This window comes from Cupriavidus lacunae, assembly GCF_003353055.1.
In the GTDB taxonomy this organism is placed as follows: Bacteria; Pseudomonadota; Gammaproteobacteria; order Burkholderiales; family Burkholderiaceae; genus Cupriavidus; species Cupriavidus lacunae.
In genome coordinates, this window is sequence record NZ_QKWJ01000034.1 from 1 (window position 1) to 17,289 (window position 17,289).

The window sequence follows — 17,289 nt, forward strand, 5'->3', positions numbered from 1 at the left end:
CTGATCGGGCTGTGTTCGATAAAGCGTTCCACCACTGCGTCCAGTACCACGCCACTGACTCCGTCTTCGGTTCGAGGACACGGAGCTTGCCCTATTCTTCATCACCTTGAAAGGGGTGGCTCTGAGGGCGCTTGCCGGGCGGGCCATCAGCAACGCCGTCCAGACACTTAGAAAGCGAGGAGACTATGAGACAGATCGATATCCAAAGAATGGCCAGCGAGGCCAGGCTCAATGCCTTTCACTATGGCGTGCTGGGCTGGTGCGCGCTCATCATCATTTTCGACGGCTATGACCTGGCCGTAGCCGGCATTGCCTTGCCGTCGATCATGAAGGAGATGGCAATCCAGCCAGGGCAGGCTGGCTTGCTGGTCAGTACAGCGCTGTTCGGCATGATGTTCGGCAATATCCTGCTGGGAACTATTGCCGACAGGATCGGCCGGCGCTGGGCCATTGCAGCCTGCATCGCGCTGTTCAGCGTGTTCACCGCGGCCGCGGGCCTTTGCAGCAACCCGCTGCTGTTCGGCGCGGCCCGATTCCTGGCCGGCGTCGGCATCGGCGGCGTCATGCCAAATGTGATTGCTCAGATGACGGAATACGCCCCGCGGCGCGTGCGCAGCACGATGGTGACCCTGATGTTCAGCGGTTACTCGGTCGGCGGCATGCTTGCGGCGGTGCTCGGCAAGAACCTGATCGAAAGCTACGGCTGGCAGTCGGTGTTCCTTGCCGCAGGCTTGCCGGTGCTGCTGATTCCGCTGGTTCTGAAATCCATGCCGGAATCCGTGGCGTATCTGGTCCGGCGCGGCCGCACTGACGAGCTCAGGCGCCTGGCGGCCAGCATCGACCCGACCTACCGGGCCGATGCCAACGACCGCTTCGTTATTGTCGACGCAGACGCGGCGGCCGCGGAGACCGTGGCACCGGTGGCACCCATCAGCCAGCTCTTCCGGCAAGGACGGGCGCTGAGCACGCTGATGTTCTGGCTGTCCTGCTTCATGTGCCTGTTCATGGTCTACGCGCTCAGCTCGTGGTTGACCAAGCTGATGGCCAGCGCCGGCTATACCCTTGGCTCCGCGTTGACGTTTGTGCTGGTGCTCAATCTCGGCGGCATGATCGGCGCCATTGGCGGCGGGTGGCTGGCGGACAGGTTCCATATCAAGTACGTGCTGATCGGCATGTATGTGCTCGCCGCGGTGTCGATCACGCTGCTGGGCCATCCCGTGTCGACCGGCTGGCTGTATCTGCTGGTTGGCCTTGCCGGAGCCTCCACCATCGGCACGCAGATCGTCGGATGTGCATACGCCGGCCAGTTCTATCCCAACGCTATCCGCGCCACAGGTATCGGCTGGACCCTTGGCATGGGCCGGGGCGGTGCCATCCTGGCCCCGATCGTGATCGGCGTCCTGGTCGCCATGGGCTTGCCGCTCGGGCAGAACTTCATTGCCATTGCCGTGCCCGGTCTTGTCGCGGCGGTGGCGGTGCTGATGATCGACCACGGCCGGTCCGCCTCGGCGGCCGCCGGGCCAGGCAACGCCGCAGGCAGCGCCAGGTTGGCCGATGTACCGCGAAACCCCGCAAATTCCAACACCTGAGGAGATTAAGCATCATGGCTGAATACACCCCTTCCGAACTTCTGGCGCTGGTAAATTCCAGCCAGGTCAGCGCTGGCGATGAGCGTGTGCGTGCCATTACGGCCCGCATCGTTGCCGACCTGTTCCGGACCATCGAAGCATTTGAGGTCACGCCCGACGAATTCTGGTCCGCCATGAAGTGGCTGACCCGCCTGGGCCAGGCTGAAATGGTGGGCCTGATTACCGCCGGCCTCGGCTTCGATCGCCTCCTTGACATTCTCGAGGAGGAGGCTGACCAGGTGGCGGCGCGCGCGCAAGGCACGCCGCGCGCCATCGAAGGCCCGCTTTACGTTGCGGGCGCCCCCCTGTCCCAGCGCGAAGTGCGCCTGGATGAAGGCAACGAAGGCAAGGGCGAGTTGCTGGTGATGGAAGGCCGCGTGCTCGGACTGGACGGCAAGCCCGTGCCGCACGCGATGGTCGATGTCTGGCATTGCAACGAGTTGGGTCGCTATTCTCACTTCGACCCGAGCCAGCCCGACTACAATCTGCGCCGCTGCATCGAGACGGACGCCGAGGGCAACTACCGCTTCCGCAGCTTCCTGCCGCCGGGCTACGCGATTCCGCCAGACAGCCCGGTGTCCGAGCTCTTCTCGTTGCTGGGCCGCCATGGCAACCGGCCCGCCCACATCCATTTCCTGGTCTCGGGCCGTGGCAAGCGCGCGCTGACGACGCAGATCAATATCCCAGGCGACACCTTCCTGGACGACGATTTTGCTTTTGCTACCCGTGACGGCCTGATCGTGTCGCTGGAAAAGGTGGAACGATCGACGGACTATGCCTCGCTCGGCGTGACGGGACCATTCAGCCGCGTTCGCTTTGATTTCGTGCTGCAGGACGCCTTGAACGAGACGGAAACCATCGCTGCCAGCCGCTACCAGACCGCTGCGAACTGAGTGCGCCCCGGCGCTGCGGCCATTTCCGTTTCGCTCGCTCAGCTGACACGATGTGCCGGCGCCCGGGATGAATCATGGGCGCCGGCGCATCGGCCGTGTCGGGCCTCGCCGGCTCACGACGCCGCTCGCGCTCGCGATCCGGTCTCCCGCAGGAACAGCGCAAGGACAATGGCAGGCACGATGCCGCCGATCAGCCACATGCTTGCTGCGCGGAATACCGCCAGGTTCATTGCGCCGCCATTCGCGATGTGGGCGAGCACCTTGCCGTATGCGGGCGTGAGCAAAGCGCCGAATGTGAACACCAGGAAGTTGATCGCTCCGGTCGCACTGCCTTTCACGTCGTCCGAATTGAATTCCTTGATGATGGTATGGGGCAACATGGCCGCACCCGAGCCGATGCCGAGCAGCAGGAGCCCAAGTTCGGCCGTGTGAGGGTGGGCTATCGTGGAAGGATGAAGAGCACGCAGCAATTGCGCACACTGTTTGCCCTGAGCAATCTGAGTCGGTCAGAACTTATGCCGGATCCCTGCCACTGCAGTTACCTGCGACCTGGTGGACGACGGCGAGAGCGTATAGATCTGCGCGTAGGTGGCGTCTCCCGCCGCCCGCTGATAGATCCCGACCAGGAACAGGTCGGTACGCTTGGACAGGAAGTAGTCCGCGCCGAGGTTGACCTGGTGCCATTTCGGCTGGTTGCCGCCGGGCTGGTACTCGCCCCAGGTATAGATATAGGCGGCACCGAGCATCAGATTGGGCGTGATGTAGTCGGTTACGGAGATCTCCCCGTTGTTGACCGTCAGCCTTGTATTGTCCAGGTAGTCGAAGCGCACATTGGTATACAGCGCCGATACCCCCACCTTGCCAAACTGGTAGGAGCCTCCGGCGCCGAAGATGCGCTGATGGTCGACCTTGGCCCCGCTTGCTTTGCTGGTCACGAACGGGGAAGTGAAGCCATAGTCGCCAACCACCGCGCCCGACTGGTTGTTCGCGCTGTTGGGCGTGTTCAGTTCCTCATAGGCAATGCCCAGCGAAAGATCATTTCGCTTGTAGGAAATCCCGAGGCTGTACGCGTTGTTGGAACGGAAGTCGCCCGGCTTTTCGCCAAGACTCATCATGCCGGCAAACTGCAGGCCGCCGTACGAAGGGCTCTTGTAGGCGATCGTATTGTTGACGCGGAAGGTGTTGAAGACGTTGTCGCTGTCGCCGATGTGCGTGCCAAAGGCGGCGAACTGCGTGGCCGACTCATAGGACCACAATGTCGCCGCGGGCAGGTCGTATTGCCGGCCCAGGCTGATGGTGCCAAGGGTCGGCGACGACATGCCGACGAATGCCTGCCGGCCAAACAGGCGGCCGCCTTGCGACAAGGTGCCGGTGTCGATGGCGAAGCCGCCTTCCAGCGTATAGAAGGCGGTGTTCCCGCCCCCCAGTTCTTCCGTTCCCCGCAGGCCCCAGCGCGGCGTCTGCATCGGGCCGTTCGCCAGCTGCACCTGGGAATGGCCGTTCTGGTTATTGGCATACACGATGCCGGTCGAAATCAGGCCATACAGATTCACGCCGCTTTCTGCATGGGATGCCGGGCACGCCAGCAGCGTGGCGGCGGCAGCTATGACACATCGCTTCATGGTGACTTTCCTGTCGAGTGATGAATAAGCGCAGCCCTCCCCATGTGCACCGGGTGCACAGGGATCAGGTAGAGACGGGAGCTGGATTTGGGGAGAGGGGGCGGGCCCGCTATGTGCGGATCAAGCTACAAAATGGCGGGGCCATGCAGCGAAATGCTTTTGTCATATCTCTTCCTCTCGAATCTCTTTATCGATGAGATTTGAAGGGCATTCTCCATGCAGACGAACCGCCGCAGGAAGCACCGATTTTTGTCACCGCCGAGCGAATTATTCGCTCGCTGTGATTAATAATGCTCAGCTTTATGCACCAGGATGGCGTGCCGTGGCGCCCTTCTGGTGCCGGCTGCGCACGGAAATAGTGCTCTAATTTTGGCATCGGCTGCGCTCTAAAATCAGTTCTTGTTAGAGCACCACCTCAACCTCAAAATAGCCTCAACGCGAAATCCCGCTGGCACTGCCAGGCCAGCGCAATGAGACAGCTATTAAAGGAGATGGAGATGCCACGATTAGAGAATCCTGGTCGGCGCCGTGTGCTGCAAACGTCCTTGTTGGCGGGCGGGCTGGCTGCCTCGGGTGCATTGCTGTCGGTGCGAGCGCTCGCCACCGAGCGCGCCGCGGTCACCATGCAGCTGGGCTGGGTGCCCGGCGGCAATCAGGTGGGCGAGGTGGTGGCCAAGCGCCTCGGCTATTACGAGCAGGAGGGCATCGACTTCAAGATCCAGCCCGGTGGCCCCAATATCGATGGGGTAGCCATCGTGGCCTCGGGGCGCGGCGAGGTCGGGCAGATCTCTTCCAGCCCTTCGGTGATGCTGGCGGTGTCGGAAGGGCTGCCGGTCAAATGCTTCGCGGTCGGCCTGCAGCAGCATCCCTATGCTTTCTTCTCTCTCAAGAAGGCGCCGATCCGTTCTCCGCAAGACATGATCGGCAAACGGATCGGCATCCAGGCTACCGGCCTGGTGCTGCTCAAGGCCTTGCTGGCCAAGCACAAGATCACCGAGAGCCAGGTCAACATTGTGCCGATCGGTGCCGACATGATGCCGCTGCTGAGCGGGCGGGTCGATGCGGTGACCGGCTGGCAGACCAACGCGTCGGCGCTCAAGGCGCTGGGTGCGGACCGCGTCGACCTGAGCCTGTGGGACTCGGGCGTGCGTCTCTATGCGCTCCCGTACTACGCGCACACCAACACCCTGCGCAACCATCCGGAGGTGCTGCAGCGCTTCCTGCGCGCGACCGCGCGCGGCTGGCTCTACGCCAACAAGAACCGTGACCAGGCGGTCGATCTGCTGCTCAAGGATTACCCCAGCCTGAACCACACGGACGAACGTGCCTCGATCGACTCACTGATGGGCTATGCCTTCAACAAGGAGAGCAGCACGCAAGGCTGGGGCGCCATGGACCCGACCGTATGGCAGGAGCAGATCTCGCTGTACGCGCAGCTCGGGCAGTTCCGCGCGCGCGCTCCCAGGCTGGAGGATGTCATGACGCTGGACATCCTGCAGGCCACCAAGTCCTCCCGACTGACGGTGTAATCCATGCTAGCTACTCAATCCAATCCTGCGCGCGCGCCGCTGTCGATCAGTTGCCGCGATATCAACGTCCGCTTCTTCACCGACCGCCGCAGCACAACCGCCATTGCGGGCCTGAGTCTAGACGTGGCCAGCGGAGAGTTCCTCACGCTGTTGGGCCCTTCCGGCTGCGGAAAGTCCACCTTCCTGCGCGTGGTGGCCGACCTGGTCAAGCCCAGCCGTGGCGAGATCCGCGTGCTCGACGCCGCGCCGCAGGTGGCGCGGGCGCGCCGCGACATCGGCTTCGTGTTCCAGGACGCGGCACTGCTGCCATGGCGCACCGCGCTGCAGAACGTCGAGCTGCCGCTCGAGGTTGCCAACGGCCGTGCGCGTGCCGGCCGCGCGACGCCACGCGAGCTGCTGGAACTGGTTGGCCTGAAGGGGCGCGAGGATGCCTTCCCGCACGAAATGTCCGGCGGCATGCGCCAGCGCGTGGCGATTGCCCGGGCGCTGGTCAGCGATCCAAAAGTGCTGCTGATGGACGAGCCGTTCGGCGCGCTCGACGAGATTACGCGAGACCGGCTCAACGAGGAACTGCGCCGGGTCTGGCGGGAAATGGGGCTGACCATCCTGTTCGTGACCCACAGCATCCACGAGGCCGCGTTCCTCGGCCAGCGCGTGCTGCTGCTGGCGGCCAATCCGGGCCGGGTCAAGGAGATCGTGCCGGTCACCCTGCCCGAGGACCGCACCCTCGACATCCGCGAGACGCCTGAATTCGTACAACTTAGCGCGCATCTGCGGCGCGTGCTGGAGACCTGCTGATGAGTACATCGGAAATGAAGCTTGACCTGCCAGGCGTATGCCCGGACACCGAAGCCGACGCCTGGTTCGCCAGCCGCCGCCGCCGTATCTGGCGCGCGCGTGCGATGCCCGCGCTGGGCATTGCCGGACTGCTGTTCGCCTGGTGGGCGGTGGTGGTGGGCTTCGGCATCAAGCCCTTTATCGCGCCATCTCCCGGCCTGGTGCTGCAGACCTTGTTCGACAAGCGCGACGTACTGCTGCAAAACCTGATCCCCACCGCCATCGAAGCGGCCGGCGGCTTCCTGTTGGGCAATCTGCTTGCCATCTTGCTGGCAACGGTCTTTGTCCACAACAAGACGCTGCAGGAGATCTTCTACCCGGTCGCGGTCATGATCAATTCCATCCCGGTGGTAGCCAAGGCGCCGATCCTGGTGCTGATCATGGGCAATGGCATCGAGCCGAAGATCACCATCGCCGCCATCGTCTGCTTCTTCCCCACGCTGGTGAACATGGTGCGCGGGCTGGAGGCGGTCAATCCGCAGTCGCTGGAGCTGATGCAGGTGCTGTCGGCCAGCAAGCGCGAGATCTTCTTCAAGCTGCGCCTGTTCAACTCGCTTCCCTACCTGTTTTCCGCGCTGCGCATCGCTGCGTCAATGTCGGTAATTGGCGCGGTGGTCGGTGAATGGGTCGGCGCCACCGAAGGCATCGGGGCCATGATCATCCAGGCTACCTATGCGTTCGACTCCGCCCTGCTGTACGCGGCAATCGTCATGTGCGCGGTGATGTCCGGGACCTTCTTCCTGGTGATCGCGGCGACCGAACGCTGGCTCATCAAGTGGCAACCCGAGAACGCCCATTGAGCACGGCACCACAACAACAATTTCGAGGATAGCAATGACCAAGATCAGTGACTGGATCCGCCAGCCGGCCCAAGACGTGCGCGTCGCGGCCAAGGCCAATGTGGTGGTGGTGGGCGGTGGCCCGGCTGGCCTGTCGGCCGCGCTGGCGGCTGCGCGCAACGGTGCCGAAACCATCCTGCTCGAGCGCTACAACCACCTGGGCGGCCTGGCCTCGGGCGGCATGGTACTGGTGCTGGACGATATGTGGGACAGCCACCTGCAGGAAATCTCGGTGCGCGGCAACTGCCTGACCATGATCGAGCGCATGGCCGCGCTGGGCCTGGCCAAGTTCCCGCGCGCCAACGAGTGGGGCGAGGATCCCGCCGCGTACCGGCGCTGGGGCCGCTGGGGCACCTTCGACTTCCACAGCCAGAAGACGCCTCATCCCGTCTGCTTTGCTGCGGCCTTCGATCCCGATGCCTATAAGCGCGTTGCGCTCGACATGGTGCAGCAAGCCGGCATCCAGCTGCGGCTGCACTCCTGGTTCTCGCAGACCCTGGTCGAAGACGGACAGGTCAAGGGCGTGATCTGCGAAACCAAGAGCGGGCGCGAAGCCATCCTGGCCGACGTGGTGATCGATGCCACCGGCGACCTGGACGTGGCCGCATCGGCCGGCGCGCCGCACATCGGCGGCAGCTATATCACCACCACCGTGTTCCGGCTGGGCGGGGTCGATACCGAAGCCGCTGAACGCTTCGAGCAGGAAGAGCCGGAGGCCTACGCCCAGCTCGACCGCCAGATCAAGCGCATTCTCGGCGGCTCGTGGGGCCTGTGGTGGCTCAAGACGCCGCTTCCCGGCGTGGTGTGGTGCAACTGCCCGCACATGGCTGGCATCGACGGCCTCAAGGCGGAAGACCTGACCCGCGCCGAGATCCAGGGGCGCCAGCACATCCACGCCGTGGTCGAGTTCGTGCGCGACAAGCTGCCCGGCTTCGAGCATTGCTTTGTGATTGACGTCGCGCCGCAGACGGGCGTGCGCCAGACCCGCCTGCTCGAAGGCGAGTATGTGATGAGCAAGGAGGACGTGGCGCAGCGCTTGCGCTTTGACGACAGCATCGCACGCGGCCGCGACTACTACATGCCTTATCGCGTGCTGCTGCCCAAACAGGTCGACAACCTGCTGGTGGCCGGCCGCCACTACTCGGCCACCTCGCAGGCGCAGAAGATCTCGCGCGAGATCCCGCCGTGCATGGCGATGGGCGAAGCCGCCGGCGTGGCCGCGGCGCTGGCGCTCAACGCCGGTGTGTCGGTGCGCAATGTGGACGTGGGCAGCGTGCAGAAGGCCCTGCGCGCCCAGGGTGCCGATCCCGGCAACCAGGCAGGCCGCAACGCCGATATTCCGGCGCTGGCCGCCTATATCCCGCAGGCACAGGCAGCATGAACGAGATGGAGACAGGAGCTATGCAGCAAGACATGCCGCTGACGGGTATCCGGGTGATCGATTTCACCCAGGTCATGATGGGCCCGGTGTGCACGCAGACGCTGGCCGACTACGGCGCCGATGTGATCAAGATCGAGCGCAAGGGCGCAGGCGATCTGAGCCGCTCGACCTTCGAGCCGGTGGCGGGCACCGATAACCCGATTTTCTGCAGCCTGAACCGCAACAAGCGCAGCCTTGCGCTTGACCTGCGCGATCCGGCCGCGATGGCGCAAGTGAAAACGCTGATCGCCGGCGCGGACGTGGTCGTCAACAACTTCCGCGCTGGCGTGATGGAGCGCATGGGCCTGGGCTACGAGGCCTGCCGCGAACTCAACCCGCGCATCATCTACGCCGTCGGCACCGGCTTCGGCGAGAGCGGGCCCTACGCGCACAAGGGCGGGCAGGATGTCCTGGCGCAAGCCGTCAGCGGCGTCATGGCGCGCCGCGCCGACGAGTCGGTGCCGGTCTCGGTCTACCCGACGGCGCTGGCCGACTACTCGGCCGGCATGCATATGGTGCAGGGCGTGCTGCTGGCCTTGCTGCACCGCGCCCGCACCGGCGAGGGGCAGAAGATCAGCGTGTCGCTGTACAACTCCATGCTGGCAATGCAGATGCAGGAGGCGGCCATGATTATGATGGAGGATTCGGAGGTCAACTGGGCCGCCATGCCGCTGTCCGGCGTGTTCGATACCCAGAGCGGGCCGCTGGTCATGGTCGGCGCCTTTAAGGAGAATCCGCTGCGCGACATCTGCGCCGCACTCGAGCTCGAAGACTTGTCGGCCGATCCACGCTACTGCGATCTGAACCAGCAGTTCCGCAACAAGGCCACCTTGCAGGCCATGCTGCGCGAACGCTTTGCCGCCAATACGCGCGAGCACTGGCTGGCGCGCCTTGAAGCGCAGGACATCCTGTGCGCGCCGGTGCGCGACCTGCGCGAGGCACTGGTGGACCCGCAGACGCTGCATAACCAGATCCTGCTGGAAGGCCAGGGCGAAGGGCGGCCAGTCCGGTTCATCGGCAGCCCGATCAGCATGTCGCGCGCGCACGTCAGCCTGCGCCGGGCGCCGCCGCGCCTGGGCCAGCACAATGACGAAGTTCTGGGCGAACTGGCCAGCGCAAAAGTGGAGGCAGCATGAGCGTCCATCTGCAAGTCGAGAACTATGTCGCCACGGTGACTCTGTCGCGCCCCGATGTGCTCAATGCGATCGACCTCGCCACCGAGGCCGAGCTGCAGCGTATCTGGACCGAGCTGGAAGGCCGCCGCGATGTGCGCGTGGTGGTGCTGACCGGTGAGGGCGAGCGTGCCTTCTGCGTCGGTGCCGACCTGAAGAATCCTTCCACCACCGGCCTGGAGTACTGGGGCGCGGCGCGTCCCGGCGGCTTCGGCGGCATTGCCTTGCGCGAGTCGCTGAATGTGCCGGTGATCGCCCGTGTGAACGGCTTTGCGCTCGGAGGCGGCTTCGAGATGGTGCTGGGCTGCGATATCGTGGTGGCCTGCGAGGAGGCTAGTTTCGGCCTGCCCGAAGCCCTGGTCGGGCGCATGCCGCTGGACGGCGGCATGACCCTGCTGCAACGCCAGATCCCCTTCCGCAAGGCGATGGCGATGCTGCTGACGGGACAGCGCATGCCGGCACGCGAAGCCGCCGAGATCGGCCTGATCAACGAGGTGGTTCCGCGCGCCGGGCTGGATGCGGCGGTGCAGCGTTGGGTCGACGCGCTGCTGGCCTGCGCGCCGCTGTCGCAGCAGGCCATCAAGCAGGTGGTGCGGCGCACCTCGACGCTGTCGCCCGCCGATGCGCAGGCGCTGCGCCTGCCGGCGCTGGTGACCGCGCTGCAGTCCGAGGACGCGCACGAAGGCGTGCTGGCCTTCCAGCAAAAACGCAAGCCTCAGTGGCGGGGTTGCTGATGGCCTACGTCATTGCCTCGGGCTGCATCGACGTCAAGGACGGCGCCTGCGTAAAATGCTGTCCGGTGGATTGCATCTATGAAGGCGGGCGCGCCCTCTATATCCACCCGGACGAATGCATCAGTTGCGGGGTGTGTGTGTCGGTGTGCCCGACTGAAGCGATCTATGAAGATGTGGAATTGCCGCCGGCCGAAGCGGCATTTGCCGAAATCAACCGCGATTTCTTTGCCATCGGGGTGAGCGGCATCGGCTCGCCAGGCGGTGCCGACTATGTCGGGCCGGTCGCTTGCGACCATCCTCTGGTGGCGGCGTATCCGGTCAGGGCGGCGGCCACGGCGGCCAGGGAAGGGCACTAGGCCGGGGGCGCCGACATCGTGATTCGAGGGAAGAGGTCATGCACGCCAGCATTCTGAAGTACTTCGTCGAGGTCGCACGCTGTGGATCGATCCGCAAGGCTGCGCAAAATCTGTACGTCGCGTCGAGCGCAGTCAACCGGCAGATCCTCAAGCTCGAAGCTGAAATGGGTACTGACCTGTTCGACCGCCTGCCCAACGGCATCCGCCTGAATGCCGCGGGGGAGCGGATGTTGCTGCATATCCGCGCGACGCTGAACGACTTCCACCTGATGCGCAGCGAACTCGACGAACTCAAGGACGAGCGCAAGGGTCACGTGTCGGTGGCGGCGATGGATTCGCTGTTTGTCGATTTCCTGCCGGCCGCCGTGGAGGATTTCTCAGAGCTTTACCCGGCCGTGACATACGCTATCGCAGCGGTCACGCCGTGGGACGTGGCGCCCAAGGTTCTGGGCGGCGAATACGATGTCGGCGTCACCTTCATCGCCAAGCTGCCCGCGGGACTGGACGTGGTGGCGCAGGTGGCCCTGCCTCCTGGCGTGGTGATGGCCTCCTCGCATCCCCTGGCCAAGCTGGAGCGCCTGAACTTTGCCGACTGCCGCAACCATGCCTTCCTGCGTCTGGAGGGACGCTCGCCGATGCAGGGCGTAGTCTCGCCCAGGTTTGCCGAGTTTTGGGAGATGCTGACGCCCAGTGTCACCTGCAATTCGACTACCTTGCTCAAGCGGCTGGTGGCCTCGGGGCGCGGCATTTCGTTCTTCTCGAAGCTGGCCTTCCTCGAAGAAATCGAAAAGGGCGAAGTGGTCTGGCGTCCGTTCGACGAGCCCAATGTCAACGCGCTCAGAGTTGGCATCATCGTACCGAACCAGCGTGCGCTGTCCAACGTCACCCATGAGTTTGTCAAAGGCATCGCGCACCGCCTGAAACAGGTGGAGTTGTCCTTGCTCGATACCTGAGCGCCGGACCCCGGTCCGGCACCTCGATCCAGTCCGACAGTTTGTCAGCAGCTTTCCCGCGCGGGCGGGAGAGGGGACGGCTGTCGTCCGATTCATGCATCCGAAACAGGAACGAAAACCGAATGAAGCAAAACTATATTGCCGGCCAATGGCTGGATGGCGTCACCAGTGCCGCCAACATCAATCCGTCCGACACCACGGACATCATCGACCACTACGCCCAGGCCGACGCCGCCCAGGCGGGCGAAGCCATCACGGCCGCCCACGCGGCCGCGCCGCTGTGGGCGCGCAGCACGCCGCAGCAACGCGCCGACGCGCTCGACAAGATCGGCAGCGAGATCCTGGCGCGCCGCGAAGAACTCGGCGCGCTGCTCTCGCGCGAGGAAGGCAAGACCTTGCCGGAGGGCATCGGCGAGGTCACGCGCGCCGGAAATATCTTCAAGTTCTTTGCCGGCGAAGCGTTGCGCCAGCGTGGCGACAAGCTGGCCTCGGTACGCCCCGGGGTGGAGATCGAGGTTACGCGCGAGCCGGTGGGCACGGTCGGGATCATCGCGCCGTGGAACTTTCCGATGGCCATCCCGGCCTGGAAGATCGCCCCCGCGCTGGCGTTTGGCAACGCAGTGGTGTTCAAGCCGGCGGAACTGGTGCCGGGCTGTGCCTGGGCACTGGCGGAAATCATCAGTCGTGCGGGGTTGCCCGCGGGTACGTTCAACCTGCTGATGGGCCGCGGCTCGCAAGTCGGCCAGGCCATGCTTGACGACCGGCGCATCGACGCGATTTCGTTCACCGGCTCAGTTGCCACCGGCACCCGCGTGGCCCAGGCTGCCGCGCAGCGTCTGGCCAAGGTCCAGCTCGAGATGGGCGGCAAGAACCCGATGGTAGTGCTCAATGATGCAGACCTGGACTTGGCAGTGGAATGCGCGGTGCAGAGTGCGTTCTTTTCCACCGGCCAGCGCTGTACGGCATCGAGCCGGCTCATCGTGGAGGAAGGCATTTACGCGCGCTTTATCAAGCGCATGCAGGAGCGCACCGTGGCGCTCAGGATCGACCATGCACTCACCGCCGGCACCGATATTGGCCCTGTGGCCAGCGCCGACCAGCTCGAGCAGGACTTGCGCTATCTCGCCATCGGGCAGCAGGAAGGTGCTCGCCTGGTGTGCGGCGGCGAGATGGTGACGCGCGCCACGCCGGGACACTATCTGACGCCGGCAATCTTTGGGGATTGCAGCAACGAAATGCGCATCTGCCGCGAAGAGATCTTTGGACCGGTCGCTGCCGTGATCCCGGCCAGAGACTATGAGCATGCCCTCGAGCTTGCCAACGACACCGAGTTCGGCCTTGCCACTGGCATCTGTTCCACCTCGCTCAAGCACGTGCAGCACTTCAAGCGGAACGCGCAGGCCGGTATGGTGATGGTCAATGTGCCCACCGCGGGCGTTGACTACCACGTGCCATTCGGTGGTCGCAAGGGCTCCAGCTTGGGGCCGCGCGAGCAAGGCAGCTACGCGGCCGAGTTCTACACGACGGTGAAAACGGCCTACGTGGCGGGCTGAGCGAAACCTCCTTGGACGAGGCCTTCGCACGCAAAAAGTGACTCCAAAACCCGCACCATTGCGTCAAACGCAAGCCGCCACCGCCCCCGTTTCGTTGACGCATCACGCTCCTGGGGAAGAGAGGATCAGCGTTGCCCGCAACCCGGGGTGATTGTCGGTCAGCTCGAGGGCGCCGCCATGCAGCCTTGCAACGGCGGCCACGAGGCTGAGCCCCAGTCCCACACCCGGGGTACTGCGGCTTGCGTCGCCGCGGTAGAAGCGTTCGAGAACCTTTTGCTTCTCGCCATCGGGGATGCCCGGCCCATCATCCGACACGGAGATGACGACTGCCCCGTCGGCGCGGCGCGACGCCTCGACGGTGATCGTCCCGCGCTGCTGGGCATACTTGAGCGCGTTGTCGATCAGGTTCCCGACCGCCTGCGCCAGCAACAGGGGATCGCCAGCGAGCGGGAGCGGCCCGGACGACGCGAAAGACAAGGCGACCCCCTGGAGTTCCGCCACAGGCTGATAGAATTCGGCGGCTTCGCCAGCCACGGCGGCAGCATCGACCTCGACGAATCCGGAGCGACGGGTGCCGGAATCAATCTCCGCCAGGCGCAGCAGCGCGTTGAAGATTCCCATGACGCGATCTACGTCGGCGATGGCGCTGTCGATCTCGGCAAAGGTCTGTTCCGGGCGAGGCCGGGTCACCGACAACTCTTCCAGGCGGGAACGCAATTCCGCCAGCGGAGTGCGCAGATCGTGCGCGATCGAATTGGACACGTTCCGGATGCCATCGACCAGGTGCTCGATCTGGTCGAGCATGCGGTTCTCGGTCTCTACGAGCGTGTTGAGTTCGCTTTCGCCGCCGTAAGCCGGCAACCGGTGTGCGAGATTTCCCTGAATGATGGCGGCGGCCGCCTGGTTGATGTCGTGCACCTTCGAGAGCAGCGTGCGACGGACCAGTAGCCCGCCCGCTACGCCGAGCAGCAGGACCATGCCGGCCGCGCCCGCCAGTGCGGACATGAACAGCGCCTCGAGCTGTTCAAAGCGGCTGACGTCCCGCCCCAATAACAGGTGATAGCCCCCGGGAAGTACCTGGTGGATCAGTACGGCTCTTACCACCCGCTTGCCTATGTCGATTGACGCTGCGTGCATGCCGGTCGATACGGGAACCTCGCGGGGCCATGCCGGCAAATTGCCGGCAAGCTTCGCCAGTGCCGGATCGGTGAACAGGAGGATGGTGATTTCGGCGTCATCAAGTTGCCCGCCGACGCGGGATTCAATGGCCGTGGCCAGCGCATCGGGTCCGTGCCTGGCAAAGAGATCTGCCATGTTCCGCGCATCGGCCTGCAGCCTTTCGGTGCGACTCTGCTCGATGGTGTTGTGCCAGGCGTATAAGAGCGGTGTGGCAAACAGGGTAAGCACGACCAGGCTCACGGCAACATAGCCAAGCCCAACATTCAGTGCTGAAAAGCGCAGGCGCTTAATCATCTGCCGTCAGCATGTAGCCGGCGTTGCGAATGGTCCGCAGCAACTGACGTCCGCTGCCGTCGTCGATCTTCTGGCGCAGCTTGCTTACGTGGACGTCGATGACATTGGTCTGCGGGTCGAAATGGTAGTCCCACACGTTTTCAAGCAGCATGGTTCGTGTCACGACCTGGTTGGCGTGGCGCATCAGGTATTCGAGCAGCTTGAATTCTCGCGGCTGGAGCGCGACGGCCTTGCCCGCCCGCGTGACCTTATGGGAAAGCAGGTCCATGGAGAGGTCGCCCAGCGTAAGCGTGGTCTCGGCCCGGCCCTCCTGCGAGCGCCGCAGCAGGGCGTCGAGGCGCGCCAGCAGTTCGCCGAAGGCGAAGGGCTTGACCAGGTAGTCGTCACCGCCGCTCTTGAGACCCCGGATGCGATCGTCCACATCGGCGAGGGCGCTCAGGATCAGGATGGGGACCTTGCTTCCGGTCCTGCGCAACGCCTCGATGATCGCCAGGCCGTCGATGCCGCCGGGCAGCATTCGATCCATGATGATCGCATCATAGGGCTCGCTCGCGGCGAGGAACATGCCGTCGCGGCCGTTGTCGGCGTGATCTGCGGTATGTCCCGCTTCGCTCAATCCCTTCCTGAGGAATTGGGCGACGCGCTCGTTGTCCTCGACGATCAGTAGTTTCATGATAGGTCCGGCTTCGCCATTGTGATTGCGGGGGACTTCGCCCGCGCAAAAGCAGGTCTCCAGGCATGCCCTGGTGAAATATTAGGCATAGCGTGATCGGGTTGCCAGCCTCCCGGCGATCTGGCCGTCCATCCTGACAATTCCGGGATTATGAGACACTTTCCGCCTGCCGCGGCGCATCGCCGGTGCGCTGGATCCAGCCACCGCCGAGCGAGCGATACAGGTCGACAAGGCTGGTCAGGCGGTTCAGCCGTGTCGTGACCAGTGCCAGTTGCGCGTTGTACAAGTCGGTCTGCGCGGTCAGCACGCTCAGGTAGCTGTCGGTGCCGCTCGTGTAGAGCATGTTGGCCAGTTCCAGCCGGCGCTGCTGGGTATCGGTGTAGCGCTGCTGTGCCGCCAGCTGATTGTCATAGGTGCCGCGCGCCGCCAGCCCGTCGGCAACCTCGCGGAACGCGGTCTGGACGGCCTTTTCGTATTGCTCGATGCCGATGTCCTTCTGGACCGTCGCAACATCCAGGTTGGCCTGGTTCGCGCCAGCGGTAAAGATCGGCATGAGCAGCGAGGGAACGAAGGACCATGCGCTGGACCCGCCTGAAAACAGGCCACCGAGTGCCGCGCTGGCCGTGCCCAGAGTGCCGGTCAGCGAGATGCGCGGAAAGAATGCCGCACGCGCGGCGCCGATGTTCGCATTCTCCGAGCGCAGGGCCGCCTCGGCCTGCAGGATGTCGGGGCGGCGTTGCAGCAGATCCGATGGCAGTCCTGCCGGAATATCGGTAAGGACAGGCTGGGCGCCGAGCCTGACGGGGGCAGGCAGGTCGGGTGGCAGCGGCTGGCCGACCAGCAGAACCAGCGCATTTTCGGCCTGCGCGCGCAAGCGGACCTGGGCGGCGTAATTTGCCTGTGCCTGCTCGACGGTGGTCTCCGACAGCCGCAGGTCCAGTTCGGACGCAATGCCTGTGTCGAACTGCAGCTTCACGATCTTGTAGGCTGCCTGCGCGGTCTCCAGAGTGCTCTGCGTCACCGCGAGCTGCTCATCGTAAGCGAGCGTGGTCAGGTACTGGTCCGCGATCTCGGACACCAGCAGGATCTCGGCCGCCTGGCGCGCGTAGGCACTTGCCAGGTACTGCTCGAACGCCGCATCCGAGAGGCTGCGCAGGCGGTCGAAGAAATCAATCTCCCAGGACGCCGAAACCCCCACCGAATAGTTGCGGGTGGTGTTCGCGCCGGTGCCAGAACGGCTGGTCGAGGTGCCCGTGGCCGACGCGCTCGCGCCGGCGTCCACCTGTGGGAACATTGCCGCGTGCTGGATGCGGTATTGCGCCTGGACTTTTTCGACGTTCAGTACCGCGACGCGCAGATCCCGGTTGTTGCGCAGTGCGAGCTCAACCAGCCGCTGTAGGCGGGGATCGGCCAGGAAGTCGCGCCAGCCGATGTCCGCGGCCGGCAGTGTTGCACCGCCTGTCCCGGCAGAATCGGTCTTGTAGGCCTCGCCGGCGGGGAAAGCGGCCGACACCGGCGCCGCCGGTCGCTGGTAGACCGGCTGCAGCGAGCAGCCGGCGGCAAGGGTCACGAGCAGTGCACTGGCGGCAGATCTGTATCGCTTCATG

The 17,289-nt window shown here is 64.4% G+C and carries 16 protein-coding genes; 11 read left to right on the forward strand and 5 right to left on the reverse strand.

The genetic code is table 11. From position 1 onward, the window contains the following. Positions 1-185 precede the first annotated feature (185 nt). Both DN412_RS23730 and DN412_RS23735 read left to right on the forward strand, forming a co-directional pair. Positions 186-1,589 (forward strand): MFS transporter, encoded by a 1,404-nt coding sequence (locus tag DN412_RS23730; RefSeq protein ID WP_115213817.1) that lies wholly within the window; start codon positions 186-188, stop codon positions 1,587-1,589. 14 nt (positions 1,590-1,603) lie between these two features. After that, a complete protein-coding gene (locus DN412_RS23735) occupies positions 1,604-2,521 on the forward strand; it encodes a dioxygenase family protein (RefSeq protein WP_115213818.1) in 918 nt (305 codons plus the stop codon). Between the two features lie 113 nt (positions 2,522-2,634). Here DN412_RS23735 and DN412_RS23740 read toward each other — a convergent pair whose 3' ends face one another. Together DN412_RS23740 and DN412_RS23745 are read right to left on the reverse strand one after the other, a co-directional pair. After that, positions 2,635-2,991: a hypothetical protein gene (locus DN412_RS23740; protein WP_133303072.1), complete on the reverse strand. Its 357-nt coding sequence runs from the start codon at positions 2,989-2,991 to the stop codon at positions 2,635-2,637. 36 nt (positions 2,992-3,027) lie between these two features. Next, positions 3,028-4,143, reverse strand: a complete 1,116-nt coding sequence (locus tag DN412_RS23745; protein WP_115213820.1) for a porin — start codon at positions 4,141-4,143, stop codon at positions 3,028-3,030. 497 nt (positions 4,144-4,640) lie between these two features. Between DN412_RS23745 and DN412_RS23750 the strand changes: the two genes are divergently transcribed. The 9 genes from DN412_RS23750 to DN412_RS23790 all read left to right on the forward strand — a co-directional run bounded on the left by DN412_RS23750 (position 4,641) and on the right by DN412_RS23790 (position 13,536). After that, positions 4,641-5,672 carry an ABC transporter substrate-binding protein gene (locus DN412_RS23750; protein WP_115213821.1) on the forward strand — a complete coding sequence of 344 codons (1,032 nt, stop codon included), beginning with the start codon at positions 4,641-4,643 and terminating at the stop codon, positions 5,670-5,672. Positions 5,673-5,675: 3 nt separating this feature from the next. Beyond that, positions 5,676-6,470: an ABC transporter ATP-binding protein gene (locus DN412_RS23755; protein ID WP_115213822.1), complete on the forward strand. Its 795-nt coding sequence runs from the start codon at positions 5,676-5,678 to the stop codon at positions 6,468-6,470. Continuing rightward, the gene (locus DN412_RS23760; RefSeq protein WP_115213823.1) at positions 6,470-7,309 is read left to right on the forward strand and encodes an ABC transporter permease; all 840 of its coding nucleotides are present in this window, start codon (positions 6,470-6,472) and stop codon (positions 7,307-7,309) included. The genes DN412_RS23755 and DN412_RS23760 overlap by 1 nt, the downstream gene beginning before the upstream one ends. Positions 7,310-7,343: 34 nt before the next feature. Continuing rightward, entirely contained in the window at positions 7,344-8,729 is a 1,386-nt protein-coding gene (locus DN412_RS23765) for an FAD-dependent oxidoreductase (RefSeq protein ID WP_115213824.1), read from the forward strand. Between the two features lie 20 nt (positions 8,730-8,749). Further along, the gene (locus tag DN412_RS23770) at positions 8,750-9,904 is read left to right on the forward strand and encodes a CaiB/BaiF CoA transferase family protein (protein WP_167471118.1); all 1,155 of its coding nucleotides are present in this window, start codon (positions 8,750-8,752) and stop codon (positions 9,902-9,904) included. Beyond that, positions 9,901-10,674: an enoyl-CoA hydratase-related protein gene (locus DN412_RS23775; protein ID WP_115213825.1), complete on the forward strand. Its 774-nt coding sequence runs from the start codon at positions 9,901-9,903 to the stop codon at positions 10,672-10,674. Before DN412_RS23770 ends, DN412_RS23775 begins: the two co-directional genes overlap by 4 nt. Then, positions 10,674-11,030, forward strand: coding sequence for a ferredoxin (gene fdxA / locus DN412_RS23780; RefSeq protein ID WP_115213826.1), 357 nt, complete (start codon positions 10,674-10,676; stop codon positions 11,028-11,030). The genes DN412_RS23775 and fdxA overlap by 1 nt, the downstream gene beginning before the upstream one ends. A 38-nt stretch (positions 11,031-11,068) precedes the next feature. Continuing rightward, positions 11,069-11,983 (forward strand): LysR family transcriptional regulator, encoded by a 915-nt coding sequence (locus DN412_RS23785; protein ID WP_115213827.1) that lies wholly within the window; start codon positions 11,069-11,071, stop codon positions 11,981-11,983. Between the two features lie 122 nt (positions 11,984-12,105). Beyond that, positions 12,106-13,536 carry an aldehyde dehydrogenase family protein gene (locus DN412_RS23790; protein WP_115213828.1) on the forward strand — a complete coding sequence of 477 codons (1,431 nt, stop codon included), beginning with the start codon at positions 12,106-12,108 and terminating at the stop codon, positions 13,534-13,536. Between the two features lie 102 nt (positions 13,537-13,638). Here the strand turns inward: DN412_RS23790 and DN412_RS23795 are convergent, their stop codons facing one another. The 3 genes from DN412_RS23795 to DN412_RS23805 form a co-directional block, all read right to left on the reverse strand. Further along, positions 13,639-15,009 (reverse strand): sensor histidine kinase, encoded by a 1,371-nt coding sequence (locus DN412_RS23795; protein ID WP_115213829.1) that lies wholly within the window; start codon positions 15,007-15,009, stop codon positions 13,639-13,641. Continuing rightward, the gene (locus DN412_RS23800; protein WP_115213830.1) at positions 15,002-15,682 is read right to left on the reverse strand and encodes a winged helix-turn-helix domain-containing protein; all 681 of its coding nucleotides are present in this window, start codon (positions 15,680-15,682) and stop codon (positions 15,002-15,004) included. The genes DN412_RS23795 and DN412_RS23800 overlap by 8 nt, the downstream gene beginning before the upstream one ends. A 148-nt stretch (positions 15,683-15,830) precedes the next feature. Then, positions 15,831-17,288, reverse strand: coding sequence for an efflux transporter outer membrane subunit (locus DN412_RS23805; RefSeq protein ID WP_115213831.1), 1,458 nt, complete (start codon positions 17,286-17,288; stop codon positions 15,831-15,833). Between the last annotated feature and the right edge of the window lies 1 nt (position 17,289).

What these genes read in the sequence shown, in the direction of transcription:
- fdxA (WP_115213826.1), top strand. Translation starts at nt 10,674, where the DNA reads ATGGCCTACGTCATTGCCTCGGGCTGCATCGACGTCAAGGACGGCGCC.
- DN412_RS23800 (WP_115213830.1), bottom strand. Translation starts at nt 15,682, where the DNA reads ATGAAACTACTGATCGTCGAGGACAACGAGCGCGTCGCCCAATTCCTC.
- DN412_RS23805 (WP_115213831.1), bottom strand. Translation starts at nt 17,288, where the DNA reads ATGAAGCGATACAGATCTGCCGCCAGTGCACTGCTCGTGACCCTTGCC.
- DN412_RS23765 (WP_115213824.1), top strand. Translation starts at nt 7,344, where the DNA reads ATGACCAAGATCAGTGACTGGATCCGCCAGCCGGCCCAAGACGTGCGC.
- DN412_RS23790 (WP_115213828.1), top strand. Translation starts at nt 12,106, where the DNA reads ATGAAGCAAAACTATATTGCCGGCCAATGGCTGGATGGCGTCACCAGT.
- DN412_RS23770 (WP_167471118.1), top strand. Translation starts at nt 8,750, where the DNA reads ATGCAGCAAGACATGCCGCTGACGGGTATCCGGGTGATCGATTTCACC.
- DN412_RS23750 (WP_115213821.1), top strand. Translation starts at nt 4,641, where the DNA reads ATGCCACGATTAGAGAATCCTGGTCGGCGCCGTGTGCTGCAAACGTCC.
- DN412_RS23795 (WP_115213829.1), bottom strand. Translation starts at nt 15,009, where the DNA reads ATGATTAAGCGCCTGCGCTTTTCAGCACTGAATGTTGGGCTTGGCTAT.
- DN412_RS23735 (WP_115213818.1), top strand. Translation starts at nt 1,604, where the DNA reads ATGGCTGAATACACCCCTTCCGAACTTCTGGCGCTGGTAAATTCCAGC.
- DN412_RS23775 (WP_115213825.1), top strand. Translation starts at nt 9,901, where the DNA reads ATGAGCGTCCATCTGCAAGTCGAGAACTATGTCGCCACGGTGACTCTG.
- DN412_RS23785 (WP_115213827.1), top strand. Translation starts at nt 11,069, where the DNA reads ATGCACGCCAGCATTCTGAAGTACTTCGTCGAGGTCGCACGCTGTGGA.
- DN412_RS23760 (WP_115213823.1), top strand. Translation starts at nt 6,470, where the DNA reads ATGAGTACATCGGAAATGAAGCTTGACCTGCCAGGCGTATGCCCGGAC.
- DN412_RS23730 (WP_115213817.1), top strand. Translation starts at nt 186, where the DNA reads ATGAGACAGATCGATATCCAAAGAATGGCCAGCGAGGCCAGGCTCAAT.
- DN412_RS23755 (WP_115213822.1), top strand. Translation starts at nt 5,676, where the DNA reads ATGCTAGCTACTCAATCCAATCCTGCGCGCGCGCCGCTGTCGATCAGT.
- DN412_RS23745 (WP_115213820.1), bottom strand. Translation starts at nt 4,143, where the DNA reads ATGAAGCGATGTGTCATAGCTGCCGCCGCCACGCTGCTGGCGTGCCCG.